25 protein-coding genes are annotated in these 25,618 nt (G+C 26.2%); 8 read left to right on the plus strand and 17 right to left on the minus strand.

The window, feature by feature from the left end:
* Positions 1–2 precede the first annotated feature (2 nt).
* Positions 3–575, minus strand: coding sequence for an L-threonylcarbamoyladenylate synthase (locus tag H0H51_RS00835; RefSeq protein ID WP_185876979.1), 573 nt, complete (start codon positions 573–575; stop codon positions 3–5).
* Between the two features lie 5 nt (positions 576–580).
* Positions 581–1,408, minus strand: coding sequence for a 2,3,4,5-tetrahydropyridine-2,6-dicarboxylate N-succinyltransferase (locus H0H51_RS00840; protein ID WP_185876980.1), 828 nt, complete (start codon positions 1,406–1,408; stop codon positions 581–583).
* A 99-nt stretch (positions 1,409–1,507) separates the two neighbouring features.
* On the opposite strand from H0H51_RS00840, the gene ruvX reads away from it, so the two are divergent.
* A complete protein-coding gene (gene ruvX, locus H0H51_RS00845; protein ID WP_185877105.1) occupies positions 1,508–1,924 on the plus strand; it encodes a Holliday junction resolvase RuvX in 417 nt (138 codons plus the stop codon).
* Positions 1,925–1,931: 7 nt separating this feature from the next.
* A complete protein-coding gene (def, locus tag H0H51_RS00850) occupies positions 1,932–2,456 on the plus strand; it encodes a peptide deformylase (protein WP_185876981.1) in 525 nt (174 codons plus the stop codon).
* Between the two features lie 10 nt (positions 2,457–2,466).
* Here the strand turns inward: def and rplT are convergent, their stop codons facing one another.
* The 11 genes from rplT to H0H51_RS00905 all read right to left on the minus strand — a co-directional run bounded on the left by rplT (position 2,467) and on the right by H0H51_RS00905 (position 15,613).
* Positions 2,467–2,814: a 50S ribosomal protein L20 gene (gene rplT / locus H0H51_RS00855; protein ID WP_185876982.1), complete on the minus strand. Its 348-nt coding sequence runs from the start codon at positions 2,812–2,814 to the stop codon at positions 2,467–2,469.
* A gap of 13 nt (positions 2,815–2,827) precedes the next feature.
* Positions 2,828–3,016 carry a 50S ribosomal protein L35 gene (gene rpmI, locus H0H51_RS00860; RefSeq protein ID WP_185876983.1) on the minus strand — a complete coding sequence of 63 codons (189 nt, stop codon included), beginning with the start codon at positions 3,014–3,016 and terminating at the stop codon, positions 2,828–2,830.
* 2 nt (positions 3,017–3,018) lie between these two features.
* The gene (infC, locus tag H0H51_RS00865; protein ID WP_185877106.1) at positions 3,019–3,597 is read right to left on the minus strand and encodes a translation initiation factor IF-3; all 579 of its coding nucleotides are present in this window, start codon (positions 3,595–3,597) and stop codon (positions 3,019–3,021) included.
* Positions 3,591–4,847, minus strand: coding sequence for a threonine--tRNA ligase (gene thrS, locus H0H51_RS00870; RefSeq protein ID WP_185876984.1), 1,257 nt, complete (start codon positions 4,845–4,847; stop codon positions 3,591–3,593). The genes infC and thrS overlap by 7 nt, the downstream gene beginning before the upstream one ends.
* Positions 4,848–4,872: 25 nt before the next feature.
* On the minus strand, positions 4,873–5,616 hold the full coding sequence (locus tag H0H51_RS00875; protein ID WP_185876985.1) for an MIP/aquaporin family protein: 744 nt from the start codon (positions 5,614–5,616) through the stop codon (positions 4,873–4,875).
* 20 nt (positions 5,617–5,636) lie between these two features.
* Positions 5,637–7,133, minus strand: a complete 1,497-nt coding sequence (gene glpK / locus H0H51_RS00880) for a glycerol kinase GlpK (protein WP_185876986.1) — start codon at positions 7,131–7,133, stop codon at positions 5,637–5,639.
* A 27-nt stretch (positions 7,134–7,160) separates the two neighbouring features.
* Positions 7,161–8,765, minus strand: a complete 1,605-nt coding sequence (locus H0H51_RS00885) for a glycerol-3-phosphate dehydrogenase/oxidase (protein WP_185876987.1) — start codon at positions 8,763–8,765, stop codon at positions 7,161–7,163.
* 120 nt (positions 8,766–8,885) lie between these two features.
* The gene (gene ffh / locus H0H51_RS00890; protein ID WP_185876988.1) at positions 8,886–10,241 is read right to left on the minus strand and encodes a signal recognition particle protein; all 1,356 of its coding nucleotides are present in this window, start codon (positions 10,239–10,241) and stop codon (positions 8,886–8,888) included.
* A 10-nt stretch (positions 10,242–10,251) separates the two neighbouring features.
* Positions 10,252–12,027, minus strand: a complete 1,776-nt coding sequence (gene argS, locus H0H51_RS00895) for an arginine--tRNA ligase (protein WP_238784234.1) — start codon at positions 12,025–12,027, stop codon at positions 10,252–10,254.
* The gene (locus H0H51_RS00900; protein ID WP_185876989.1) at positions 12,024–13,085 is read right to left on the minus strand and encodes a branched-chain amino acid aminotransferase; all 1,062 of its coding nucleotides are present in this window, start codon (positions 13,083–13,085) and stop codon (positions 12,024–12,026) included. Before H0H51_RS00900 ends, argS begins: the two co-directional genes overlap by 4 nt.
* Positions 13,086–13,183: 98 nt before the next feature.
* Positions 13,184–15,613, minus strand: coding sequence for an alpha-ketoacid dehydrogenase subunit alpha/beta (locus H0H51_RS00905; protein ID WP_185876990.1), 2,430 nt, complete (start codon positions 15,611–15,613; stop codon positions 13,184–13,186).
* A 114-nt stretch (positions 15,614–15,727) separates the two neighbouring features.
* Between H0H51_RS00905 and ndk the strand changes: the two genes are divergently transcribed.
* The 3 genes from ndk to H0H51_RS00920 are packed head-to-tail and all read left to right on the plus strand — an operon-like array spanning position 15,728 to position 17,547.
* Positions 15,728–16,168 (plus strand): nucleoside-diphosphate kinase, encoded by a 441-nt coding sequence (ndk, locus tag H0H51_RS00910; protein ID WP_185876991.1) that lies wholly within the window; start codon positions 15,728–15,730, stop codon positions 16,166–16,168.
* A gap of 6 nt (positions 16,169–16,174) precedes the next feature.
* Complete coding sequence (locus tag H0H51_RS00915; protein ID WP_185876992.1) at positions 16,175–16,771, plus strand: LemA family protein; 597 nt, start codon at positions 16,175–16,177, stop codon at positions 16,769–16,771.
* A 23-nt stretch (positions 16,772–16,794) separates the two neighbouring features.
* Positions 16,795–17,547, plus strand: coding sequence for a TPM domain-containing protein (locus H0H51_RS00920; RefSeq protein ID WP_185876993.1), 753 nt, complete (start codon positions 16,795–16,797; stop codon positions 17,545–17,547).
* Here the strand turns inward: H0H51_RS00920 and H0H51_RS00925 are convergent, their stop codons facing one another.
* On the minus strand, positions 17,548–20,211 hold the full coding sequence (locus H0H51_RS00925; RefSeq protein ID WP_185876994.1) for a valine--tRNA ligase: 2,664 nt from the start codon (positions 20,209–20,211) through the stop codon (positions 17,548–17,550).
* A 29-nt stretch (positions 20,212–20,240) separates the two neighbouring features.
* Here H0H51_RS00925 and H0H51_RS00930 point away from each other — a divergent pair, with 29 nt between their 5' ends.
* Positions 20,241–20,750: a dihydrofolate reductase gene (locus H0H51_RS00930; RefSeq protein ID WP_185876995.1), complete on the plus strand. Its 510-nt coding sequence runs from the start codon at positions 20,241–20,243 to the stop codon at positions 20,748–20,750.
* A 5-nt stretch (positions 20,751–20,755) separates the two neighbouring features.
* On the opposite strand, the gene H0H51_RS00935 is transcribed toward H0H51_RS00930, so the two are convergent.
* The gene (locus H0H51_RS00935; protein ID WP_185876996.1) at positions 20,756–21,412 is read right to left on the minus strand and encodes a bifunctional nuclease family protein; all 657 of its coding nucleotides are present in this window, start codon (positions 21,410–21,412) and stop codon (positions 20,756–20,758) included.
* Between the two features lie 138 nt (positions 21,413–21,550).
* Between H0H51_RS00935 and H0H51_RS00940 the strand changes: the two genes are divergently transcribed.
* On the plus strand, positions 21,551–22,258 hold the full coding sequence (locus H0H51_RS00940) for a hypothetical protein (RefSeq protein WP_185876997.1): 708 nt from the start codon (positions 21,551–21,553) through the stop codon (positions 22,256–22,258).
* A gap of 91 nt (positions 22,259–22,349) precedes the next feature.
* Positions 22,350–23,333, plus strand: a complete 984-nt coding sequence (locus H0H51_RS00945; protein WP_185876998.1) for a pyruvate dehydrogenase complex E1 component subunit beta — start codon at positions 22,350–22,352, stop codon at positions 23,331–23,333.
* 3 nt (positions 23,334–23,336) lie between these two features.
* Here H0H51_RS00945 and metF read toward each other — a convergent pair whose 3' ends face one another.
* Positions 23,337–24,299, minus strand: coding sequence for a methylenetetrahydrofolate reductase [NAD(P)H] (metF, locus tag H0H51_RS00950; RefSeq protein WP_185876999.1), 963 nt, complete (start codon positions 24,297–24,299; stop codon positions 23,337–23,339).
* Positions 24,300–24,328: 29 nt separating this feature from the next.
* Positions 24,329–25,618 (minus strand): serine--tRNA ligase, encoded by a 1,290-nt coding sequence (gene serS, locus H0H51_RS00955; RefSeq protein ID WP_185877000.1) that lies wholly within the window; start codon positions 25,616–25,618, stop codon positions 24,329–24,331.

A 25,618-nucleotide genomic window follows, 5' to 3' on the forward strand; every position in this document is an offset into this window, starting at 1 on the left:
AACTACACCCGTAATATTTTTATTTTATCTGAGACAATTTTGATAATTCTTGAATTACTATAATTAGATATTTCTTCTCTTCTAAATTCTACAGCGTAATCTATTTTTTTTAAAATAAAAGAACTAATATCGGAAAATGATTTAGGAGAAGGAAATCCTGATAAATTAGCAGAAGTTGAAATAATGGGTTTATTTAAATTTTTTATTAAACAAACACAAAATGGATCATATGTTAAACGAACAGCCAAGGTATTAACTCCATTTAATAAATTAAATATAACATTGCTAACATTATCATATATTATAGTAATAGGTTTTCTTTTTTTATTATTAATAATAATTTTTCCAACAAAATTAGAAATTTTTCCTACTAGATTACATAATCTATCCATGTTTTCTACTAGAATAATCATAGGTTTAGATAGACTTCTATTTTTAATTTGATATAATTTTTTTATAGCTTGAATATTAAATGCATCACACCCTAATCCCCATATAGTATCTGTGGGATACAATAGTATTTTTCCTTTTTTTAATATATCCACACTTTTTTCTATTTCTTTATAAAAACACATTTGAATTATACTGATAAATTGTGACTTCTCAATGCCTCATTCAAAGTGGTCTTCTTATTTGTACTTTCTTTTCTTTTTCCTATAATCATTGCACATGGAACATAATATATTCCTGAAGGAAATTTTTTTGGATAAGATCCAGGAATAACAACGGAATATTCGGGGATAACCCTATTAAGTTCAATAGGTTTTCCATTATTAGTAACATCAAAGATTTTGGTAGAAGAAGTTAAAACAACATTTGCTCCTAAAACAGCACACTTTCGTATCAATACCCCTTCTACTAAGATACATCTAGATCCAACAAAAACATCATCCTCTATAATTACAGGATTAGACTGTATAGGTTCTAAAACCCCTCCTATTCCAACACCACCACTTATATGAACACGAGATCCAATTTGAGCACAGCTACCAACTGTAGCCCATGTATCTATCATTGTACCTTCTCCTATATATGCTCCTATATTAATATAAGAAGGCATAAGAATAACTCCTTTCGATATGTAAGAACCATATCGTGCAACAGCATGAGGAACAACACGAATATTTTTTTCTTTAAAGTTGTTTTTTAAAGGTATTTTATCATAAAATTCCAATGGTCCTAATTTTAGGATATTCATTTTTTTAATAGAAAAATACATGATGATCGATTTTTTTATCCATTCGTTTACTACCCATTTTCCATTTATTGAATCGGACACTTTTATCAATCCATTTTCTAAATAATCAATTACTTGAGAAATAACATTTTTAATGTTGTTATCAGTATTCCATGAATTTTTTTTATTCCAAGACTTTTCTATCTCTGATTTTAGTTTTCCTATTTCCATATAAAGCTTTGATTAAAACAAAAGTAGTAAAATAAAATAAAAAAACAAACATCAGTATAATAAAAATCATGTATACATTTGTTAATAATAAAAATAATGATGTCTAAAATATTAGGAATTGACTATGGAAAGGTAATAACAGGTTTATCTATAACAGATAACAAACAAATATTCGCATTTGGATTAGATTCTATTCGGACTAAAAAATTGATGAACTTTTTAGAATCTTTTTTAGATTATGAAAAAATAGATAAAATCGTTATAGGATTACCAAAAAAATTAAATGATAAAGAAGAAACATTAATAGAAAAAGATATTCAAATATTTATAAATAAATTTAGTATAAAATATCCTAGAATCATAATAGAAAGATTAGATGAAAGATTTACATCTAAAATAGCTTTTAATGTTATGATAGAATCGGGATTGAGAAAAAAAAGGAGAAAAAAAGTCATCTTAGATAAAATTAGTGCTACTATTATTTTACAATCTTATCTAAAAAAAAATAATAAATAATTAATCTATGGTATTGCCTATAATTCTTTATGGAAATCCTATTTTGAGAAAAAAATGTTTAGATATAGATTTATTTTCTTATAAAAAGGAAATTAATCAATTAATAAAAGATATGTTTGATACTGTAAACCAATCGAAAGGAATAGGACTAGCCGCTCCCCAAATTGGAAAAAATATACGGATTTTTATAGTAAAAATTCCAAATTTAAATAAGAAAAATTCAAATGGTAATAACAACTATTATGAAGAAGTTTTCATTAATTCTAAAATATTGAATACTTATGGAAAAGAATATAAGTTTAATGAGGGATGTCTTAGTATTCCTGGAATAATGGGAGATATTAAAAGAAGGTCCAATATACTAATTGAATATTATGATCATAACCTGAAAAAAAAGAGGAAAAATATAACAGGTCTATGTGCTAGGGTTATTCTTCATGAATATGATCATCTAAATGGAAAACTTTTTATAGATTATTTTCCTTACAAAGAAAGAAAAAAAATAGAAAAAAAATTAATCGATTTATTATAAATAAAATTGTTCATGAAAAAATATGATTTATTATTTTTTTGAATGTTTCAGGTTCGTTCATTGATAAATCTGAAAGTATTTTTCTATTTATACTAATTTTTTTATTGGATAGCTCTTTCATGAATCTAGAATAAGACTTTCCAAACTTACGTGCTCCAGCATTTATACGTTGAATCCAAAGAGATCTAAAATCTCTCTTCTTTTTTTTTCTCCCTGAATAAGCATAAACAAAGGACTTTTCTACTGCATTTTTAGCAACTGTGTAAACTTTACTTCTTGCCCCGTAAAAACCTTTTGCCGATTTTAGAATTTTTTTTCGTCTTCTTCTGGAAGAAACTGAATTTGTGGATCTTGGCATAATAATTGATTCACTATATTTGTTTATTTATATTTTTTTGGTCTGATTTATTTAACATAATAAATTTAGAAAGATTTCTTTTTCTTTTTTTAGATTTTTTAGTTAATAAATGACTTTTAAATGCATGTTTTTTTTTTATATATCCATTTGCTGTTTTTTTAAATCTTTTTTTTGACCCTGATTTGGTTTTCAATTTTGGCATAATTATATTTTTTTTGGAGCTAAAATCATATACATCCTTTTTCCTTCCATAACCGGCATTTGTTCTACTTTTCCATATTCTCCAATTTGTTCTGCAAATTTCAATAATTTTATTTTACCTTGGTTTTTATATACTATAGAACGACCTTTAAAAAAAACGAAAACCTTTACTTTGTCGCCTCGCATTAAAAATTTCTCAGCACTTTTTATTTTAACTTTTCCATCATGATCTCCTATTTGAGGACCAAATCTTATTTCTTTGGTATTAACTTTAATTTGTTTTGATTTAAATTGTTTTTTTCTTTTTTTCTGTTCATATAAAAACTTTTTATAGTCCAATATTTTACAAACTGGTGGATGTAATTTTGGGTTAATCTCAACCAAATCTAACCCTTTTTCTTTAGAAAACTGAATAGCTTCTTGGATAGAGTAAATACCATTTTCTATAGAAGAATAATTACCTACTAAACGTACTTTTTTTGAATCGATATTTTCATTAATTCGATGTTCCGATTTTCTTTGTGGTAATGTTCTAAAAGTTCTCTTTTTTTTATTTCCTCTTGAAAATTTTTTTTTTATGATAGTTTTTTAGTTTTTAAATTTATTTCATCAAAAATAACTTTTATTCCTTTAGAAACATAAAAAGTTCCTATATGTCCTAATCCATGACGTCTTAATGATATCATCTTATTTTTCTCTTCTTTTTCTCCCAATATAACCATATAAGGAATTTTATTTTCTTCAGAATCCTTAATTTTTTTATTAACTTTTTCATCTCTTTCGTCAAGAATAACACGAATATTTTTATCTAACATCAAATTTAAAATTTTTTTTGAATAAATTATATATTTATTGCTTATAGGAAGTATGATTGCTTGATCAGGAGCTAACCAAGAAGGAATGTTTCCTTTTGTATGTTCTATCATAATAGCAATAATTCGTTCCAATGATCCAAAAGGAGCTCTATGAATTATAACTGGACGTAATTTTTCATTTTTTTTTCCTTTGTAATACAAATCGAATCTATCAGGTAGATTGTAATCTACCTGAATGGTTCCTAATTGCCAATTTCTTCCCAAAGAATCCTTAATAAGAAAATCTAATTTCGGGCCATAAAAAGCCGCTTCTCCATAATTTATAAAAGCTTTTATTTTTTCTTCTTTAACTACTTTTAGTATGGCTTCTTCTGCCTTATTCCAATTATTTTTTGATCCGATATAACTATCTATTTTTTTTGTATCTCTTAAAGATATTCTAACCGAGTATTCAAAAAATCCTAAACAACGAAAAACATAAAAAATTAAATTAATAACTTTTTTAAATTCTTCTAATAATTGATCATAAGTACAAAAAATATGTGCATCATCTTGAGTAAAACATCTAACTCTATTTAATCCATGAAGTTCTCCACTTTGTTCATAACGATAAACCGTTCCAAATTCAGAAAAACGTTTTGGAAGATCTCGGTAAGACCATTCTTGAGATCGATATATTTCACAATGATGAGGACAATTCATTGGTTTTAATAAAAATTCTTCCTCTTTACGAGGCGTTTGAATAGGCTTAAAATTATCTTTTCCATATTTTTTCCAATGTCCGCTTTTAATATATAGTTTTTTGTGTCCAATATGAGGAGTTATTACCATTTCATAACCAGACTCTTTTTGAATTTTGGTTAAAAATTCTTCTAAGTTTTTTCTAAAAATAGCTCCTCTAGGTAACCATAAAGGTAATCCACTCCCTACCCTATCCGAAAAAACAAAAAATTTTAATTTTTTTCCTATTTTTCTATGGTCTGAAATATTAGGATCTTCTTTTTCTGATTTCTCCATGAAAAAAAAGTTACAAGTTTTTTTATCATGATAAAAATAAATATAATACTGAAGCCATAACGCTTCCAAAAATAGGACCTAATACAGGAATAAATGCATAATCCCAATTACTTTTTCCTTTTCCAGGAATTGGAAGAATAGAATGTATAATTCTTGGACCTATATCACGTGCAGGATTAATTGCTGAACCAGTATTTCCTCCTAATGATAAAATAATCCCTAATACGACTAAGGAAGGTATTAATGCTCCTAATGATCCTAATCCTATAGGATGGCTTTTTCCATTCAAAAAAAAATTTCCTTCCATAGTAAGATATAAAGAAACGAATATAAAAATAAAAGTAGATAATACTTCACTTAAAAAATTAGAAAAAAAATTTTTTATGGAAGGAGTTGTAACGAAAACAGATAATATTTTATGTTCTTCTTTAGTTTCAAATAAATAATCTCTATACAAAATCCAAACCAATATAGAACCTAGCATTGCTCCAATAAGTTGAGAAAAAATATAAAACGGAACCATATTCCAATCAAATCTTCCAACTATAGCGAAGCTTATTGTAACACATGGATTTAAATGAGAGCCACTGTAAGGAGAAGAGACAATTATTCCCATGAAAACAGCTAACGCCCATCCCATAGCAATAGTTATCCATTCTCCATTTTTATTATGACCTTTTGTTTTCGATAAAATTACATTTGCTACTACTCCATTTCCTAAAAATATCAGGATCATTGTCCCTATAATTTCTGCACATATTTTTGTCATTTTTATTTTTACTTTAAATTTTATTGATTAGACCATGAACGAGTTGTCCTAATGGCTTTTTTCCACTCTTCAATTCTTTCTAAACGACTAGACATTCCTTGAGGTTCAAAAATTTGTTCTAATTGCCACTTTTTTTGAATATCTTCAAGACCAGTCCAATAATTTACAGCTAAACCAGCTAAATAAGCTGCTCCAGCAGCTGTTAATTCAGATATTTTAGATTTAACTACTTTAACATTTAAAATATCAGATTGAAATTGCATTAATAACTTATTTACTGTTGCCCCTCCATCTACACGTAATTCTTTTATAGAAATTCCTGAATCCGCTTCCATCGCTTTTAAAACATCCATATTTTGAAATGCTATACTTTCTAAGGCTGCACGAACAAAATGAGCCGAAGATGTTCCTCTTGTTATTCCAACAATAGTTCCTCTTGCTTTTTGATCCCAGTGAGGAGCTCCTAAACCGGAAAAAGCTGGAACAAGATATACTCCTTCTGTATTTTCTACTGAAGATGCTAAAGTTTCTGCTTCACTTGAAGATAAAAGTAATCCTAATCCATCTCTCAACCATTGAATAACGGCTCCTGCAATGAAAACACTTCCTTCTAATGCATATCGAACTTCATGTTTAATCTTCCAAGCAATGGTAGTTATCAAGTTATTTTGAGAAACAACAGGTTTTTCTCCTACATTCATTAACATAAAACAACCTGTTCCATATGTATTTTTAACCATTCCTATTTTAGTGCACATTTGACCAAAAAGTGATGCTTGTTGATCTCCGGCAATACCTGATATAGGTATTTTATGAGAAAGGATATGTCCTGTAGTATAACCAAAAATTTCACTTGAAGATTTAACTTCCGGAAGCATTGTTATCGGAATATTAAATAAATTAATTAATTCCTTGTCCCAAGTTAAAGTATGAATATTAAAAAGCATAGTTCTAGATGCATTGGTAACATCTGTAACATGAATTTTTTTACCCGTTAAATTCCATATTAACCACGAATCTATAGTTCCAAAAGCTAAATGTCCAGAATTTGCCTTTTTTCTAGCTCCAGGAACATTGTCCAATATCCATTTTATTTTTGTTGCTGAAAAATAAGGATCTATGATTAATCCTGTTTTTTTTCTGATTATTTCAGTTAATCCTTCTTTTTTAAGAAAATCACAATATCCAGATGTACGTCTATCTTGCCAAACAATAGCATTAAAAATAGGTTCTCCTGTTTTTCTTTCCCAAATTACAGTAGTTTCTCGTTGATTTGTTATTCCTATTGAAATAATATTTTCACCTTCTAAATTTGCTTTTAATATTGCTTCTAAAGCAACAGAAGCTTGTGTAGTCCATATTTCTTCTGCATTATGTTCTACCCATCCGGGGTAAGGATAAATTTGTGTAAATTCTCTTTGGGCTACAGAAATAATATTTCCAATCTTATCAAAAACAATAGCTCTAGAACTAGTAGTTCCCTGATCTAATGACAGAACATATTTTTTCATAAACATATGGTGGATAAGGTGTTACACAAAATATTAAAAAATCGAATAATAGTACCTCATAGCTAATTCTTTAAATGAAGCTATTTGTGTTTTTTTCCATTTTTCATCTCTAGAAAGTTCTTTAGCCATTAATTCTGCTACTCTTGGGGCTATATCTATAGCTTTCCTTGCGTTCAAGAATAATAAACGAAACCTTCTCGCTAAAACATCTTCAATTGTTCTAGCCATTTCATAACGAACCATCCATACAACTTCCGCTTCCGTACAATAGTAATTATTATTAGAATTAGAATTCGATATTAGAGGAGCACTTAGTAATGGATTTTCCTCAATTAATTTTTTTATATGAAATTCATCTTCTCCATATTTTTCCCAAAAAGTATTTTTTCTTTCATATGGATAATTGGATCCATAAATTTTAATATTCTTTGTAAAAGAAGGAATTTTAATTAAATTACCTACTTTAATAGCTTGATTAACAGCATCTTCAGCCATTTTTCTATATGTGGTCCATTTTCCTCCTATAATGCTTATTAATCCGGAAGAACTAATTATAAGTTTATGAGATCTAGAAATATCTTTTGTTTTAATAGATGATGAATGCTCTACGAATAAAGGCCGTAATCCGGAGAAAGCACTGAGTATATCAGTTTTTTTTGGATTAGAAATAAAATATTTTCTAAAAGTTTGTAAAATAAAATCTATTTCTTCTTCTAAAGGTTTTGGTTCAAGAACACTTCTTTTTATAAAAGTGTCTGTAGTTCCTATCAAAACATGATTATACCATGGAACACAAAATAAAATTCTACCATCCGTAGTTTTTGGAATTACAATAGCATTTGTACTACTAAAAAATGATTTATTTAATACAATATGTGTCCCCTGACTAGGCTTTATAAAAATTGGACATTTCGATTCATCCATTTTTAAAATAGAATCAGAAAAAACTCCAGTAGCATTTATAACAGTTTTTGAATAAATCGAATATTCTTTTTTTGTTTCAATATCATAAGCTACAACTCCAGATATTTTATTTCCAATTTTTTTAATAAGATTTTTTACTTGAAAATAATTTAATAATATTCCTCCTTTTTTAACACAAGTTTGTGCTAAATTAATTGCTAAACGTGAATCATCAAATTGTCCATCATAATATAAAATTCCTCCTTTTAGTTTTTTATTTTCAATTTCAGGAAAATTATTAATTACTTCTTTTTTGGACAAGAACTTAGATTTTCCAAAACTTAGAGATCCAGACATCCATTCGTATATCTTTAATCCCATCCAATATAAAATTCCCAATCTCCAATTAAAAATTGGGATAATAAATTTTTGTTTTTTAACTAGATGAGGAGCATTTTTGAATAAAAATCCTCTTTCTTGCAAAGCTTCATAAACTAACTTAATATTTCCTTGGGCTAAATATCGTATTCCTCCATGAACTAATTTAGTACTTCTACTTGAAGTTCCTTTAGAAAAATCGGATTGTTCTAAAAGAAGAGTTTTATATCCTCTTGAAGAGGAATCTAAAGCAATTCCTAATCCTGTAGATCCTCCTCCAATAATAATAATATCCCAAATGTTTACATTTTTTAATGTATTTAAAAAATTTTTTCTATTTAAAAAACCTTCCATCATTTTTTAATCATAAATCAAATATCCCAACTGATAAAATATTATTTCTTAATGTATAATTTTGAATATATTTTAACGAACAAAAATAAAAATATTTTCAAAAAAAGAAAATTTTAATTGAAATTAAGTATTATTTTTTTTGTTCATCATATTATATATAAAATTCTTCACCATATCCTGTTCTGAATTTGTGTTAATTTTTTTTATCATTTTACTTATTTCATAAAATTGTTTAAAAAAAATATTTACATAATTTAACGTTATTCCAGATCCTTCAGATATCCTCTTTTTTCTTCTAATGTTAGAAAGAACCTTTGGATTTTCTCTTTCATAAGGTGTCATAGATTGAATAATTGCTTCCATTTTTTGAAATGAATATTTTTGATCAATGTTATTATTAACATTAATATATTTGTTGATTCCAGGAATCATTGAAATAATATTTTTTAAATTTCCTATTTTTTTAATATGTTGAATTTGCTCTAGAAAATCGTTAAAATTAAAACGATTCTTTGAAATTTTATGATAAATTTTTTTAGTTGTTTTTTCATCAAACTGTTCCTGTACTTTTTCAACTAAGGATACTATATCACCCATCCCTAAAATTCGATTAGCTATTCTATCCGGATAAAAAACTTCCAAATCTTCTATTTTTTCACCATTACTAATAAATTTAATAGGTTTTCCAACTACGCTAGACATTGTAATAGCAACTCCACCTCTACTATCTCCATCTAATTTAGTTATTACAATTCCGTCTAAATTTAGTTTACTAGAAAAAGATTTTGCGGTGTTTATAGCATCTTGACCTGTCATAGAATCAACAACAAACAAGACCTCACTTGGATTAGAATGTTGATTAATTTTCACTATTTCCTCCATCATAATATTATCAATAGATAACCTACCAGCTGTATCAATAATAATTACATCTTTTTTATTTTCTAAAGCATAAATAAAAGATTGATCTATTATAAACAAAACATCTTTACTTTTTTTTATAGAAAAAACAGGAATATTTGATTTCTTCCCAATCAATTCTAATTGATCCACAGCTGCAGGCCTATGAATATCAGCAGCCACTAATAAAGGTTTTTTATTTTTTTTACTTAAAAAAAAAGCAAGCTTAGAAGAAAAGGAAGTTTTTCCACTTCCTTGTAATCCACAAACTAAAATAACAGAAGGATTTTTAGATAAATTGATTTCTGTACTCCCTTTTTCCATAAGTTCGACTAATTCATCATATACTATTTTTATAATAACTTGCTTTGGATTTAATGAGCCAATTACTTTTTTTCCGATAGATTTTTCTTTGACCCTTTTAATAAAGTCTTTAGCAATTTTATAATTTACATCAGCATCAATTAATGCTTTTCCAATTTCTTTCATGGAGTATGCAATGTTAGTTTCTGTAATTGCATTGTGTCCTTTCAATATTTGAATAGCTTTTTGAAATTTATTCTGTAAATTTTCGAACATAAAATATATTTTACATACGATCAATCATCTCTATTCCTAGTAAATTCATTCCTGATTTTAGAATATTTCCTGTAATATGAATAATATTCATGCAAATATTACTATGAATAAGATTAAAAGGATCTATTAATTTTTTATTTTGATAAAGAAGATTAAAAGTTTTAGATACTTCATAAACATAATTTGCTATTAATGAAGGATTCAATTCCATTGCTGATTTTTTTAAAATCAATGGATATCTTTGAAGAATTTTAATCATATTTTTTTCATATATATTAAATTTAATATTATCCCAGTGATAATTTAATAATAAACAAAAATTCAAAAAATTTCGTTCTAAAGAACGAATTCTAGAATAAGTATATTGAATGTATGTTCCTGTTTTCCCCTTAAAATCTATAGATTTTTCAGGATAAAAAATAATTTTTTTTTTAGGATCTATTTTTAAAAAATAATATTTCATAGCTCCTAATCCTATGATTTCAGCAGATTTTTTTTCAAATTTTGGAGATTTTTTTAAAAAATTTTTTTTTGCAATAGAATACATTTCTAGAATAAGACTATCTGCATCTACTACATTTCCTTCTCTAGATTTCATTTTACCACTTGGTAAGCATACCATTTCATAAGATAAATGAGAAAGTTTATTTACCCATTTATACCCTAAACGTTTTAATATTCTAAAAAGAATTTGAAAATGATAATCCTGCTCTTTTCCAACAATATAAATTAATTGGTCTATATTATATTTTCTAAAACGTTCCACAGCAGTTCCAATATCTTGAGTTATATATACTGAAGTTTGATCAGATCGTAACAAAAGTTTTTGATCAAAACCTTCTTTAACTAAATCAATCCAAATTGATCCATCTTTTTCCTGAAAAAAAATTCCTTTTTCGAGTCCCTCCTTTATAATTTTTTTTCCAATTTGATATATATTACTTTCATATTCTATTTCATCAAAATTTATTCCTAACTTTTTATAAGTTTCTTTAAATCCATTATAAACCCATTGATTCATTTTCTTCCAAATATTTACAGTAGTTAAATCTCCAGATTCCCATTTTTTCAATAAATTTCTAGCATCTCTTAAAATTGAAATTTGATCCTTTTTAGAAGAATTTTTATAAATATCTTCACGATATATTTTGTAAAATAAATTGTAATATTTTCCTACAAAGTGATCTCCCTTCATTTTTGTATTATCTGGGGTTTCCCCTTTTCCATATTTTTTCCATGCAACCATTGATTTACATATATGAATCCCTCTATCGTTAATCATTTGAATTCTTATTATTTCATGTCCTACCATCTTCAATATTTTAGATATAGAAGATCCAATCAAACAATTTCTAACATGTCCTAAATGAAGAGGTTTATTAGTATTGGGAGAAGAATATTCAACCATAATTTTTTTGGATGGAAGTTTAAAATTATAAAAATTTGTATTCAACATCCTTTTTAGAAGATATATATAATAACGATCTTTAAAAGTAAAATTTAAAAATCCTTTAATAATAGAAAATTCAACAAATTCTCCTAACTGATTTTTAACATATTTTCCTATATCATTTCCTATTTTTTCTGTAGGTTTTTTTAATTTTTTAGATAAAGAAAATAAAATAAGGGTAAGATCTCCTGGATGTTCTTTTTTAGTGTATTGAAAACATAATTCAGGACAAGACTTCGTTTTATACAAAAAATGTATAGATTTTTTTGTTATCTCCTCTATAGATTGAAAATTGTCATTGTTATTCATACAATTTTTCATGAAATCATTTTTCATGAAAAATTTTTTAGTTTAACTCTCCACCCAAAAGGATCTTCCGACAAATTATGTTGTATATTTAACAATTCTTTTTTTAAAAAAACGGATATCCTTTTCTTTTCTGGAATATCTGGTAGAAAAAAATTGTCCCCTTTATAGCTAATCATTTTAAAATAGTTTATAACAGCTGCTGTCCCACAACCAAAAGCTTCTTTTAATTCTCCTGTTTTTAATCCTTTTACAATTTCTGAAACACTTAAACCCCTTTTTTCCACATGAAATCCTAGTTTTTTAGCTAAAGAAATAATGCTATCACAAGTAATTCCACTTAATATATTGTCATTAGCTTTTGGAGTTAAAAGTTTATTTTTTAACCAAAAAAAAACATTCATTGTTCCGGATTCTTCTATCATAGTATGAGTAGAAGAATCAGTCCATAATATTTGATCAAACCCTTCTTCATTAGCCAATCTAGTAGGATAAAAAGAAGAAGCGTAGTTTCCAGCTGCTTTAGTAAATCCAACTCCTCCTATTGCAGAACGACTATATTTTTCTTCTATTTTAATTTTTAATGGACGTTTATAATAAGCATCTGCGGGGGTCGATATTATTATAAACATATAATCTTGAGAAGGTCTAGCTGATAAAACACCATCTTTTGCAATTAAAAAAGGACGAATATATAATGATTGTCCATAATTTTTTGGAATCCAATTTTTATCTATTTCTATTAACTCTCTAAGTCCATTGATAAAAATGTCCTTTGGAATGGGAGGCATTTCTAATCGAATAGCAGATTTATTTATTCTTTTAAAATTTTCTTTTGGACGGAAAAAAAAAACTTCTTCATTTTTATCTTTATAAGCTTTCATTCCTTCAAAAACAGCTTGTCCATAATGAAATACCGGACAAATTGGGGAAAAAACTATATTTCCAAAAGGTTTAATAACAGAATTTTTCCATTCTCCATTTTTATATTCAGAACAAAACATATGATCTGAATATTGGTTTCCAAAAGAAATATTATCAAAATCCATATCTCCAATTCTTGATTGTAAGGTTTTTTCTATTCTCATAAAACAAAGTAAGAATTAGTTTAGTTTTAGCATAAAACAAATATAATAAATAAATGATTGTTTTATTTTAATAAAATTTTCAATGAAAATAAGAGTTTCTAAACATTATCCATTATTTTCAATACTTTCTCTACAATATTTTCAACAGAAGGTTTAGAAAAATAATCTCCATCAGATCCGTAAGGAGGTCTATGTTCTTTAGCTGTAATCGTAACAGGAGGAGTTTCTAAATAATAGTATCCATTCTGTTCTTCTAATATTTTTTGTAAAATGTAAGCGGAGGCACCACCTGGAACATCTTCATCTATGATTAATAATCTGTTAGTTTTTTGTAAACTTTTAACAATATCTTTTTGTAAATCAAAAGGTAATAAAGATTGAATATCAATTATTTCTGAATCTATATTAATTTTAGATAGTTCTTCTGCTGCTTCATTTACAATCCTCCATGTAGAACCATAAGTAACTATAGTAATATCATTTCCATTCCTTGTTTTATCCACTATTCCAATAGGAGTTCTAAAAAAACCTAAATTATCAGGTAATCTTTCTTTTATTCTATATCCATTTAAACACTCAATGACCAAAGCAGGATCATCTCCATATAACAAAGTATTATAAAAGCCAGCAGCTTTTACCATATTTCTCGGAACTAAAACTAAGATTCCTCTCAAATAATTAATAATTCCTCCCATTGGGGATCCTGAATGCCACATTCCCTCTAATCGATGTCCTCTACTCCTAATAATTACAGGAGACTTTTGTCCTCCTTTTGTTCTATATTGTAAACAAGCAAGATCATCACTCATAATTTGTAAAGCATATAAGATGTAATCTATATATTGAATTTCAACTATGGGTCGAAGACCTCTCATCGCTAAACCAATACCTTGACCAATAATAGTAGATTCACGTATTCCAGTATCAAAAATACGAATATTTCCATATTTTTTTTGTAATCCTTCTAATCCTTGGTTAACATCTCCTATTTTTCCTACATCTTCTCCAAAGATTAAAAGATCAGGATATAGTTCTAATAACTTATCAAAGTTTTCTCTTAAAACAATTCTTCCATCTACTACTTCAGAATTATTATTTTTGTATACTGGAAAAACTTCTGTTATCCTTACAGAGGATTTGTCGGAAATACTATATAAGTGGGAAGAATAATTTTCTTGTTCTTGATTATATTTACTTTTAAACCATTTTCTCAAAGAGTTAGATTCTTCTTTAGGAAGTAAATACAAAATTTTTCGTATTGTACTAAAAACAAATTTTTTTGTTGGATAGTTTTGGGTTTTTTCATGTAATTCTTGAATATATTTTCCAATATATTCATTCATCCATTTTTTAGAATTAGAACTATAAAAAATATTTTCTTGAATTTTTTTTAAAATATTTATAGCATCATTTTTAATGTTGAAAATCGGTTTTATAAATAAATTCCAAGCTTTTTCTTGTTCATTTTTTACATATTCTTTGGCCTCTATATCTATTTTAGATAAAACATCGGTTAAATTTTTGATTTTATTTTGAAATTTAAAATTCAAAATCCAATTCCTAAATTTTTTTATTCCATCATTATCGATTTCCCATTCTAAACGTTTTTTTGATTTATATCTCTCATGTGAAGAAGATGTTGAATGGCCTTGTGGTTGTGTTAAATTCACCACATGTATAATTACTGGTATATGTTCATAACGAGCAATTTTATCAGCATAAACATATGCTTTTGTAAGATTTATATAATTGGATCCATCTACACGAATAATTTCTATTCCTTTCTCTTTTTTATTTCTTTGAAAACCACATAAAAGGTCACTAATATTTTTTTTTGAAAATTGATATTTATTAGGAACGGAAATTCCATATTCATCATCCCAAATAGATAATATAATAGGTATCTGCAAAACAGATGCTGCATTTAAAGTTTCCCAAAATAATCCTTCGGAAACACTTGCATTTCCAATAGTTCCAAATGCAACCTCATTTCCATTATTGGAAAATATTTTATGTGTTTTTTTTAGATTCTTTAAATTTTTATAAATTTTTGACGCCTGAGCTAATCCCAATAATCTAGGCATTTGTGCAGCAGTAGAAGAAATGTCTGCAATAGAATTTTTTTCTTTAATAAGATTTTTCCAAGTTCCATCGTAATTAAGTAATCTTGTCCCAAAATGAGATGTCATCATTCTTCCAGAAGAAACAGGTTCATATTTTAAATTTGGATTAGCATATAATTGAGAAAAAAAACTTCTTACAGTCAATACTCCAATGGCCATCATAAAAGTTTGATCTCTATAATATCCAGACCTAAAATCTCCAGCTTTAAAAACTTTTGCCATAGCCAATTGAGGAATCTCTTTACCATCACCAAATATACCAAACTTAGCTTTCCCGCTTAAAACTTCTTTTCTTCCTAAAAGACTGGTTTCTCGACTAATTATAGCTAATTTATAATCATTTAAAACCATTCTTTCAAATGAATTAAAAGAATTTTCTTCATCATCATTATTATTGTATTTCATAAATTAATTATAATTTTGATATTTGTTTGATTTCTTTGTTTAATTTTAAATTTTATATTTGTTTTTGGCAAAAAAAATCTATAATTTTTCATATATTTTCTGTATATATGTATTATGTGTATAATTGGAACAATTACCCTTTCTATCATAAAACCAGATGCAGTTAAAAAGGGATATAGTATGTCTATTTTATCAAAAATAGTAGAAGCAGGGTTTTATATTATAGCATTTAAAATGACAGAACTTTCTAAGGAATCTACTTATCTCTTCTATGAAGAGCATAAAGGAAAATATTTTTTTGATTCTTTAGTAAAATTCATGTCTTCTGGACCAATTATATCTATGATTTTAAAAAAAGAAAATGCAGTAAAAGATTTCAGAATTTTAATAGGAGATACAAATCCAATTAATGCTAAAAAAGGAACTATACGAAATTTATATGCTTCTTCTTTGGAAGAGAATGCTATACATGGATCTGATAGTAATCAAAACGCTTTTAGAGAAAGTCAATTTTTTTTTCCGCTAAAAAAATTTTCTTTTCATAAAAAATTATAGAAATTTATGAAAAAAAGTTATTTAATAACCTCTTTTATTGTTGTAATATTTACAATTGGATTTTGGATAACCAATATTTACAATAATTTAGTAAAATTAAATGAAAATATTAAATCTCAATGGGGACAAATAGAAAGCGTTTATCAACGAAGAGCAGATTTAATTCCAAATTTAGTAAACACAGTAAAAGGTTCTGCCAATTTCGAAAGAAATACACTAATGCAAGTAATAGAAGCTAGATCAAAAGCAACTTCTGTTCATATTGATCCAAATGACTTAAATCAAAATCAAATTGATAAATTTCAAAAGTCACAAGAAAATTTAAATAGTTCTGTCAGAAGGTTACTTCTAATTGTAGAAAATTATCCAGACTTAAAATCTACCAAAAACTTTTATGAATTACAAAATCAATTAGAGGGAACAGAAAATCGTATTAATGTAGAAAGAAATAGGTTTAATGATCAAGTAAATTCTTTTAATTCTTATAGAAATCAGTTTCCAAAAGTTATTATAGCAAACTTTTTTTCTAAATTTAAAGAAAAAGGATATTTTCAATCTCAAATAGAATCAGAGAAATCTCCTTTGATAGATTTTTCTAAATAAGAATTTCAGAAAATTCAAAAATAATGAGAAAGATTATTCAATTAATTATCCTGATTACTTTTTATAATATAAGTCTTGTAAAAGGCCAATTTTATATACCTGATGCACCAAAAAAAATATATCCCGTTCAAGATTATGCAGGAGTGTTATCCAAAACACAAATAGAAAAATTGAATGAAAAACTTATTTATCACTATAAAAAAACATCAATAGAAATTATAATTCCTATAGTTCAAGATCTTAAAGGCGAATCACCCAATTTTTTAGCTTCTAAGTGGGGGGAAAAATGGAAGATTGGAAATTCTGGAAAACATAATGGGATAGTTATATTATTATCTATCAATGACAAAAAAATATCTATTCAAAATGGATATGGAATAGAACCTTACATAACTGATTTTACTTCCTCTAAAATTATTCAAGAAATAACTCCTATGTTAAAAGATAATCTTTATTATCAAGCTATAGATTCTTGTATTCAAAAAATATTTCAAACTGTCAAGAATCATAATTTTCAACAAAAAAAGAAAAGAAAAAATATTTCTATTTGGAGAATTTTTTTCACTTTTTTAGTTATAAGTATCTTATTTATTTTTTCATTTTTAGAAATGAAAAGAAATAAAATGGATATTTCACTATTAAATACATTATTTTTAACAAATTTATTATTCCGAAATAAAAATTATCATGATTTTGATGATAATGATGATGATAGTTTTGATGGATTTGGAGGAGGTGGAAATTTTGGAGGGGGGGGGAGTAGTGGAAATTGGTAATCAATTTTTTAAATCTTTCAAATATTTTTCAAGTTGTTCTATTTTTTTTAAGGTATCATTTTCTTTTTTTCTTTCCTTTAAAAGAATAGTATTAGAAACAGATGTTATATATTTTTCATTAGATAGATTTTTTCTTATTATAGATAATGAATTATAAAAATGTTTAATTTTTTTTTCAATATTAGCAATAATTATCCTATTGTTTGAAAAATTCAAATTAGAATAAAAACTTTCATTTCCCTCAGATAAGAAAAATTTACTTTCTTCTAAAAAAAAAGAAAATGAAAAAATTTCTTTTGGTTTTTTTAAAACAGAAATTATTTTTTCTAGATTAGCTAATTTCAATAAAATAGAATTGTAATTATATTTTTTTTCTTTTTCATCTGAAAATAATATGAGACTTTTTTTATAAGGAATATTATTTTGATTTCTAATACTACGTATTTTAGATACTATTTTAGTAACTCTTTCAAAAGAATTCAAAATTGTAGAGTCATAAGATTTTTTCTTAGGCCAAGAAGAAATAATTAAAGCTTCCTCTTTTTTCCTCTTTTCAATAGAATTCCAAATTTTTTCTGATAAAAAAGGCATATAAGGATGTAATAGTTTTAATATATTTTCAAAATATTTAATAGTACTTGAATATTCTATTTTCGAAATAAATTTATTATTAATGGGTTTGATAATTTCAAGAAAAAAAGAACAAAAATCATACCAAATAAACTTATATAAAATCATTAATGATTCATCAAATTTATATTCTTGAAAGTTTTTTTCGAAAACCATAAAAACATAATTAAAACGATTTTTCAACCATTTGATTGCAAGTAAAGAAGAATTAGGTGTTTTTCGATTCTTATATATTTTCCAACTTTTTATTAAACGAAAAGCGTTCCAAACTTTATTAGAAAAATTTCTCCCTTGTAAACATGTTTTTTCTTCAAAATTAAAATCTTTTCCCGCACTAGCTTTTAATAAAAGCCCCATACGAACAGAATCCGCTCCATATTTATTAATTAAATCTATTGCATTTGGAGAATTATTCAATGATTTTGATATTTTTTGATTATTAGAATCCCTAATAATTCCTGTAAAAAAAACTCTTTTGAATGGTTTCTTTTTTTGGAATAAAAAACCAGCTATAATCATACGTGCCACCCAAAAAAATAATATGTCCGATCCTGTAACAATATTTTCAGTTGGATAATAATAACAAATTTCTTTGTTATTGGGATGACAAATTCCATCAAAAACAGATATCGGAAAAATCCAAGAAGAAAACCAAGTATCTAAAACATCTACATCTTGCCAAAGATCATTATAAGTTAAACATGAATTAGAACTCTTTTTTTTTGCTTTTTTTAAAGCTTTTTCTAAATTCTCTGCAACAACAAAATCATTAAGATTTTTCCCATAATAATAAGCAGGTATACGATGCCCCCACCATAATTGTCTAGATATATTCCAATCATGAATTTCATTCATCCATTTAAAATAAATTTTATTAATTTTTTTTGGATAAAATTTAATTTCTCCATTTTTAACTGCTTCTATAGCAGGAATAGATATTTCTTTCATTTTTAAAAACCATTGAAGAGATAATCTTTGTTCCACTATTGAAGATGTTCTCTCTGAAAATCCTATTTTATGATTATATTTTTCTATCTTAACCAAAGATTTTAATTGTTTTAGTTCTTTAATTATTTTTTTTCTTACTTCAAAACGGTCAATACCTTTATAATGAACTCCATTTTTATTTAAAGTACCATCTTCGTTAAGAATATTAATTATGTTTAATTTATGTTTATCCGCTATGTTTTTATCATTTTCATCATGAGCTGGAGTGATTTTTAAACATCCTGTTCCAAAATTTGGATCTACATATGAATCCTGTATAATGGGAATATATTTATTGATTATCGGAATTTTTGCAAATTTTCCTTTTAAATGAAAAAAACGTGAATCATGTGGATGAAAACAAATAGCTACATCACCAAATATAGTTTCAGGACGAGTAGTAGCTACAGTTACGTAATTTTTTTCTCCTTTTACCTTATATTTCAAATAATAAAGTTTACCATCACATTCTTTATAGATAACTTCCTCATCTGATAGAGTAGTTTTAGCTTCTGGATCCCAATTTACAACATGATAATCTCTATATATATATCCATTTTCGTATAACTCTATAAAAATTTTTGATACAGATTTAGATAAATTTTGGTTCATTGTAAATTGAGTTCGATTCCAATCGCATGAACATCCTAGTTTTTTAAGTTGATCAAAAATGATATTATTATGTTTTTTTGCCCATTTCAAAACATAAAATAGAAACTTCTTTCTTCCCAAAGAAGATTTTGATAGTCCTTGTTTTTTTAATTGTTGTACAACTTTAGCTTCTGTTGCAATAGATGCATGATCAGTTCCTGGAATCCAACAGGCATTATATCCTTTCATTCTAGCATATCTAATCAAAACATCTTGTATAGTATTATTCAACATGTGTCCTATATGCAGAATACCAGTGATGTTTGGAGGTGGCATAATTATAGTGTAAGGAATTCTATTATCTGGACAAAATGATGAAAAGTAATCTCCTTTCATCCAATAATGATATATTTTCTTTTCTACAGATTGGGGATCATATTTTATCGGAATATCCATAAATTTAAAATTATAAAAAAATTGAAATAATGACAAAAATTATTTTGATTGCTTCTGTTTCAAAAAATGGATTTATAGGAAACAAAAACCAACTTATGTGGAAGTTACCTAATGATTTAAAACGTTTTAAAAATTTAACTATGGGAGAGATAATATTGATGGGAAGAAAAACTTTTGAATCTATTGGAAAAATACTTCCTGGAAGGACAAACATCATATTAACTAAAAATAAAAAAAAATTGATGAAATCATTACACAATGTAAAAAACAAAAACAATATAAAAATTTTTTCGTCTATTCAACAAATAGAGAAATTACAATTTAAAAGAATTTTCGTCATAGGAGGGGAAAAAATATATACTTCCATAATTGATAAAGCACATATAATAGAGTTAACATTAGTTCATAAAAAATTCTTTGGAGATGCAAAATTTCCAAAAATAGATTCTAAAAAATGGAAAAAAATACATGAATTTATTTACGAAAATAACAAACAACATTTGTATGGTTATAGTTTTATTAGATTTGTGAGAAAATAATATTTTTATTCTCTTCTATCCAATTCTTTTTTAATTTTTGCAGCTAGTTCGTAACATTCATTAATAACTGCATGATTTAGTAAAGCATTTAAATCTTTTTCCGTCATTTCCTCTAAATCCTTTTCGCTCTTTTCTTTAAATAAAAAAAATCCTCCATTTTCTGTTTCTAATTCATAGGTATCATTATCTTTCTCAAGAGGAAAACCATTTTCAAAGTAAATACCTGCTTTATCAAAAACTTCTTTTGTTGTGTAAATAGGAGCATTAAACCTTACGGCTAAAGCAACAGCATCTGATGTTTTAGAATTTATTTTATGCTCTATTCTTTCTTTTTTACTTATTTCTTTTTCTTCAGAATCGAAACAATTTTCTTTTTCAAACATAAGATAAGAAAAAAAAATTCCATTAACTAACTTGTATATTACAACTGCTTTTAATTTAATATGGAATCCTTTCGCAAGAGAAAGAAATAAATCATGAGTAAAAGATCTAGAGGATTCCCTTTTACCTAAAACAGAAGCAATAGATTGAGCTTGTAAACTTTCTATGATAATTGGAAGTTTTATTTTTCCAGATTCTTCTTCAAGTAATAAAACATATATTCCAGATTGTATTTGGCTCAAGGATATCCCCCGTATAGATAATCTAATAAATTGATCCATAGGAAATTTTATTATAAAATAAATGTTACTATCATAAAACAAATATGATAAATTTTTGGTTAATAATATATATAAAATTCTTGTTCTACGTAATAATTTTTTTTATATATTTATTAGAAAATTTAAATTTTTTTATTTATGAATATTTCTGCAAAAGCCCTAATTCCAACTATTTTTATTATCTCAGGATTTATTTTATCCTGTAATGATGATATCTTTTCTGCTGAAAACAAGGAATATAGCCTTCCCGCTAGTGTTTCTATGAGAGCTATTAGAGGTATTTCCAATACACCCTCTGCTACAAGAGCTACTTTTGTATCTTCTGTAGATAATACCTCTAATAATTCTGATAATACTAATAATTCCGAAAAAACTTTCCATACTGCTTCTAATTTTTCTCCATATTATTCTCTAGAATTCTATGCGGAAAATAATTTATCAGATCAAGATTTAGACAAAATAAATCCTGAAGAATTATCTAATGAAATCAAAATAACTGAAAATCAAATAAAAAATATTCAAGATAGTTATAAAGAATTTTTTGATGAATATCATGAAATTGTGAGCGATCAAAATAAAATCTTGGATAAGATAGCGGAAAACAAAAAACTCATGAGAGTACAAATGCCTGGCACGGAAGGAGAATTAGAAGCTAGGAAAAATCTAGATATCCAAAGAGAATTAGCATTGGAAAGAGCAGAAAAGATAAGAAATAAAGGAACTTCTTTAGGAGTAGTAATAAGCACAATATCAAAAATTAGAAATAAAAATAATTTATTGAAATTGAAACAAGAGATTTACTTGAAAAGACAAGAAGAAAAATCTAAATCTAAAATAAATAATTAATTTCTTATAGTTTTCTCGGAAAAGAGAGGATCCTCTCTTTTCCGAGAATTTTATTTTTCTAAATAAATACATACACATAATAACATATGAAATGAAAGAAAAAACTTTTCGTGAGGTTATAGCAGAAGCTATGAGTGAAGAAATGAGAAAAGATCATACTGTTTACCTAATGGGAGAAGAAGTTGCTCAATATAATGGAGCCTATAAAGCTTCTAAAGGAATGTTAGATGAATTTGGTCCGGAAAGAATTATTGATACTCCTATATCGGAACTAGGATTTTCTGGAATAGGAATAGGTTCTGCAATGAATGGATGTAGACCCATTGTTGAATTTATGACTTTCAACTTTTCTTTAGTTGCTATGGATCAAATTGTTAATAATGCATCAAAAATACGTTATATGAGTGGAGGACAATGGAATATTCCTATTGTTTTCAGAGGTCCTACTGGATCAGCTGGACAATTAGGAGCTACACATTCCCAATCTTTTGAAAGTTGGTATGCAAGTTGTCCTGGATTAAAAGTAATAATACCATGCAATCCTTATGACGCTAAAGGACTTTTAAAGTCTGCAATAAGAGACAATAATCCAGTAATTTTTATGGAATCTGAACAAATGTATGGAGATAAAATGATGATTCCAGAAAAAGAATATATTATTCCTATTGGGAAGGCTGATATAAAAAAAAGAGGGAACGATATTAGTTTAGTTTCTTTTGGAAAGATTATGAAAATAGCTTTGAAAATAGCAAAAAAACTAGAGGATGAAGAAAATATTAGTGTGGAAGTTATAGACATACGGACTTTACGTCCATTAGATTATGAATCTATACTTATTTCTGTAAAAAAAACAAATCGATTAGTTATTTTAGAAGAATCATGGCCTTTTTCTTCTATTGCTTCCGAAATTTCATATGTTATACAAAAAAAAGCGTTTGATTATCTTGATGCACCTATTAATAGGATAACATTATTAGATACTCCTGCTCCTTATGCTCAAAATTTAATAAAACATTGGTATCCAAATGAAGAAAAAGTAATTTCCGCTATAAAAGAAACACTTTATTTAATTTAATAATTAGTAAACAGCCTGAACAATCTTCGTTATAGCCTTTGGTTTGTCCATAGTATAATAATGAATAATTTCTATTCCAGAATCCTTCAATTCTTTAGATTGATGGATTGCCCAATCAATTCCAATATCGGATACAATTTTTTTATCTTTTGCTTTTTCAATCTCTTTCACTAATTCATTAGGGATATTTAAATAAAAACGAGAAGGTAAACTGTTTAATTGTTTTTTTGAAGAAATAGGTTTTATTCCAGGTATAATCGGAATGGAAATTCCTTCTGATCTACATTTTTTAACAAAAGAAAAATATTTTTTATTGTCAAAAAACATTTGAGTCACAATATAATCAGCACCATTTTCCACTTTTTTTTTTAAAAAAAATAAATCACTTTCAATGTTTGGAGCTTCTAAATGTTTTTCAGGATATCCTGCTACCCCAATACAAAAATCAAATAATGGAAATTCTTGTTGTTCAATAAAAGTTTTATCAAGATATTTTCCTCTATTCAAATCTTTAATCTGCTTAACAAGGTCTACTGCATACTGATGTCCATCTTTTTTTGGAAAAAAATTACTTTCAGATTTTAAAGGATCTCCCCTAAGAACTAATACATTATCTATTCCTAGAAAATTTAGGTCTATTAAAGCATTTTCTGTCATTTGTTTATTAAAACCTCCACAAATAAGATGTGGAACTGCATCCACTCCATACTTATTCATAATAGCAGCACAAATTCCTACAGTACCTGGACGTCTTGAAATTTTTTTTCTTTGCAGTAATCCATTATCTTTTTCTACATAAATAAATTCTTCTCTGTGATAGGTTACATCAATGAATGGTGGATTAAATTCCATTAAAGGATCCAATGTAGAAAAAATATCTTTGATATCATGTCCTCTTAAAGGAGGCAAAATTTCAAAGGAAAATAAAGTTTTTTTTGCCTGAAGTATATGATCAATCACTTTCATATAAAAAAAATATAAAAAATAAAGATTATTCAATTAATATGATCAAATTCAGTATAAGGAACTAAAACTCTAGGAATATTAATCTTATCTTCAGTTTGATTATTTTCTAATAAAGCAGCCATTATTCTTGGCAAAGATAAAGAACTTCCATTAAGAGTATGACAAAACTTCACATCACCTGTAATTTCTCTATACCTCAAATTTAATCTATTTGATTGAAAATCAGAGCAATTAGAAACAGAACTAACTTCTAACCATTTTTTTTGTGCCATAGAATAAACTTCAAAATCATAAGTTATAGAAGAAGAAAATCCAAGATCAGATCCATTTAAACGAATAATACGAAAAGGTAAATTTAAAGATTTTAAAATATTTTTGACATGTAAAATCATTTCATCCAAAAATGGAGATGAATTCCGTGAAGAAATTTGAATAATTTCTACTTTTTCAAACTGATGTAATCTATTTAATCCTCTCACTTTTGATCCATAAGAACCAGCTTCTCTTCGAAAACAAGAAGTATAAGTCGTCGCCCTAATAGGCAAATCTTTATATGTAAAAATTTTATCTCTGTAACAATTCATAATAGGAATTTCCCCTGTAGGAATTAAATAAAGATTATCTTTTTCTATAAAATACATTTGATCTTCTTTATCCGGAATTTGTCCTGTATAATATCCAGATTTTTCATTTATTAAATAAGGTAAACTATATTCCTTGTAGGAAGCTTGTATATTTTTATCTAAAAAATATTGAATTAAACTTCTTTGTAATTTTGCACCTTTTCCTATAAAAACTGAAAAACCTGTTCCGCAGATTTTTGTTCCCAAATTTGAATCAAATAAAGAAAATTTTTTGGATAGTTCCCAATGTGGAAGAGGATTTTTAATATTACAATCAATATTTCCATCTTGAAAAAGAATATCATTTTTTTCAGATTTATTTTTTACTTTCTCATCAGGAATATTAGGAACTTTTTTTAACTTTTCTTCTAAAAGAAGAGTAACTTTTTTTAATTTATCATTAACATTTTTTTTTTCTCCTTTTAAAAGGATAGATCTTTCTTTTAAGAATTCTATTTCTGCAGAAACTTTTCTATCATTTCTATTATCATTTCTATCATAACTTATAAGTTCACCAATCTTTTTAGAAAGATTATTTTCTTTTTCTAAAATTTTGTTCAATACTTTTTGAACTATTTTTTTTTTTTTATCTAAAATTAATATCTCATCTATAAGATTTATTTCCTCAAAATTTCTTTTTTTTAACCCCAACAAAACTTTTTCTTTATTTTTTCTTATGAAAGAAGTTCTAAGCAT

It is taken from the genome of Blattabacterium cuenoti, assembly GCF_014251995.1.
In the GTDB taxonomy this organism is placed as follows: domain Bacteria; phylum Bacteroidota; class Bacteroidia; order Flavobacteriales; family Blattabacteriaceae; genus Blattabacterium; species Blattabacterium cuenoti_AE.

What these genes read in the sequence shown, in the direction of transcription:
- thrS (WP_185876984.1), bottom strand. Translation starts at nt 4,847, where the DNA reads ATGGAGAAATCAGAAAAAGAAGATCCTAATATTTCAGACCATAGAAAA.
- ffh (WP_185876988.1), bottom strand. Translation starts at nt 10,241, where the DNA reads ATGTTCGAAAATTTACAGAATAAATTTCAAAAAGCTATTCAAATATTG.
- rpmI (WP_185876983.1), bottom strand. Translation starts at nt 3,016, where the DNA reads ATGCCAAAATTGAAAACCAAATCAGGGTCAAAAAAAAGATTTAAAAAA.
- argS (WP_238784234.1), bottom strand. Translation starts at nt 12,027, where the DNA reads ATGAAAAATGATTTCATGAAAAATTGTATGAATAACAATGACAATTTT.
- metF (WP_185876999.1), bottom strand. Translation starts at nt 24,299, where the DNA reads ATGAAAGTGATTGATCATATACTTCAGGCAAAAAAAACTTTATTTTCC.
- H0H51_RS00925 (WP_185876994.1), bottom strand. Translation starts at nt 20,211, where the DNA reads ATGGATATTCCGATAAAATATGATCCCCAATCTGTAGAAAAGAAAATA.
- H0H51_RS00940 (WP_185876997.1), top strand. Translation starts at nt 21,551, where the DNA reads ATGAATATTTCTGCAAAAGCCCTAATTCCAACTATTTTTATTATCTCA.
- def (WP_185876981.1), top strand. Translation starts at nt 1,932, where the DNA reads ATGGTATTGCCTATAATTCTTTATGGAAATCCTATTTTGAGAAAAAAA.
- serS (WP_185877000.1), bottom strand. Translation starts at nt 25,618, where the DNA reads ATGCTTAGAACTTCTTTCATAAGAAAAAATAAAGAAAAAGTTTTGTTG.
- glpK (WP_185876986.1), bottom strand. Translation starts at nt 7,133, where the DNA reads ATGTTTATGAAAAAATATGTTCTGTCATTAGATCAGGGAACTACTAGT.
- H0H51_RS00920 (WP_185876993.1), top strand. Translation starts at nt 16,795, where the DNA reads ATGAGAAAGATTATTCAATTAATTATCCTGATTACTTTTTATAATATA.
- H0H51_RS00930 (WP_185876995.1), top strand. Translation starts at nt 20,241, where the DNA reads ATGACAAAAATTATTTTGATTGCTTCTGTTTCAAAAAATGGATTTATA.
- H0H51_RS00875 (WP_185876985.1), bottom strand. Translation starts at nt 5,616, where the DNA reads ATGACAAAAATATGTGCAGAAATTATAGGGACAATGATCCTGATATTT.
- H0H51_RS00905 (WP_185876990.1), bottom strand. Translation starts at nt 15,613, where the DNA reads ATGAAATACAATAATAATGATGATGAAGAAAATTCTTTTAATTCATTT.
- H0H51_RS00915 (WP_185876992.1), top strand. Translation starts at nt 16,175, where the DNA reads ATGAAAAAAAGTTATTTAATAACCTCTTTTATTGTTGTAATATTTACA.
- H0H51_RS00935 (WP_185876996.1), bottom strand. Translation starts at nt 21,412, where the DNA reads ATGGATCAATTTATTAGATTATCTATACGGGGGATATCCTTGAGCCAA.
- rplT (WP_185876982.1), bottom strand. Translation starts at nt 2,814, where the DNA reads ATGCCAAGATCCACAAATTCAGTTTCTTCCAGAAGAAGACGAAAAAAA.
- H0H51_RS00840 (WP_185876980.1), bottom strand. Translation starts at nt 1,408, where the DNA reads ATGGAAATAGGAAAACTAAAATCAGAGATAGAAAAGTCTTGGAATAAA.
- H0H51_RS00900 (WP_185876989.1), bottom strand. Translation starts at nt 13,085, where the DNA reads ATGAGAATAGAAAAAACCTTACAATCAAGAATTGGAGATATGGATTTT.
- H0H51_RS00885 (WP_185876987.1), bottom strand. Translation starts at nt 8,765, where the DNA reads ATGATGGAAGGTTTTTTAAATAGAAAAAATTTTTTAAATACATTAAAA.
- ndk (WP_185876991.1), top strand. Translation starts at nt 15,728, where the DNA reads ATGTGTATAATTGGAACAATTACCCTTTCTATCATAAAACCAGATGCA.
- H0H51_RS00945 (WP_185876998.1), top strand. Translation starts at nt 22,350, where the DNA reads ATGAAAGAAAAAACTTTTCGTGAGGTTATAGCAGAAGCTATGAGTGAA.
- H0H51_RS00835 (WP_185876979.1), bottom strand. Translation starts at nt 575, where the DNA reads ATGTGTTTTTATAAAGAAATAGAAAAAAGTGTGGATATATTAAAAAAA.
- ruvX (WP_185877105.1), top strand. Translation starts at nt 1,508, where the DNA reads ATGTCTAAAATATTAGGAATTGACTATGGAAAGGTAATAACAGGTTTA.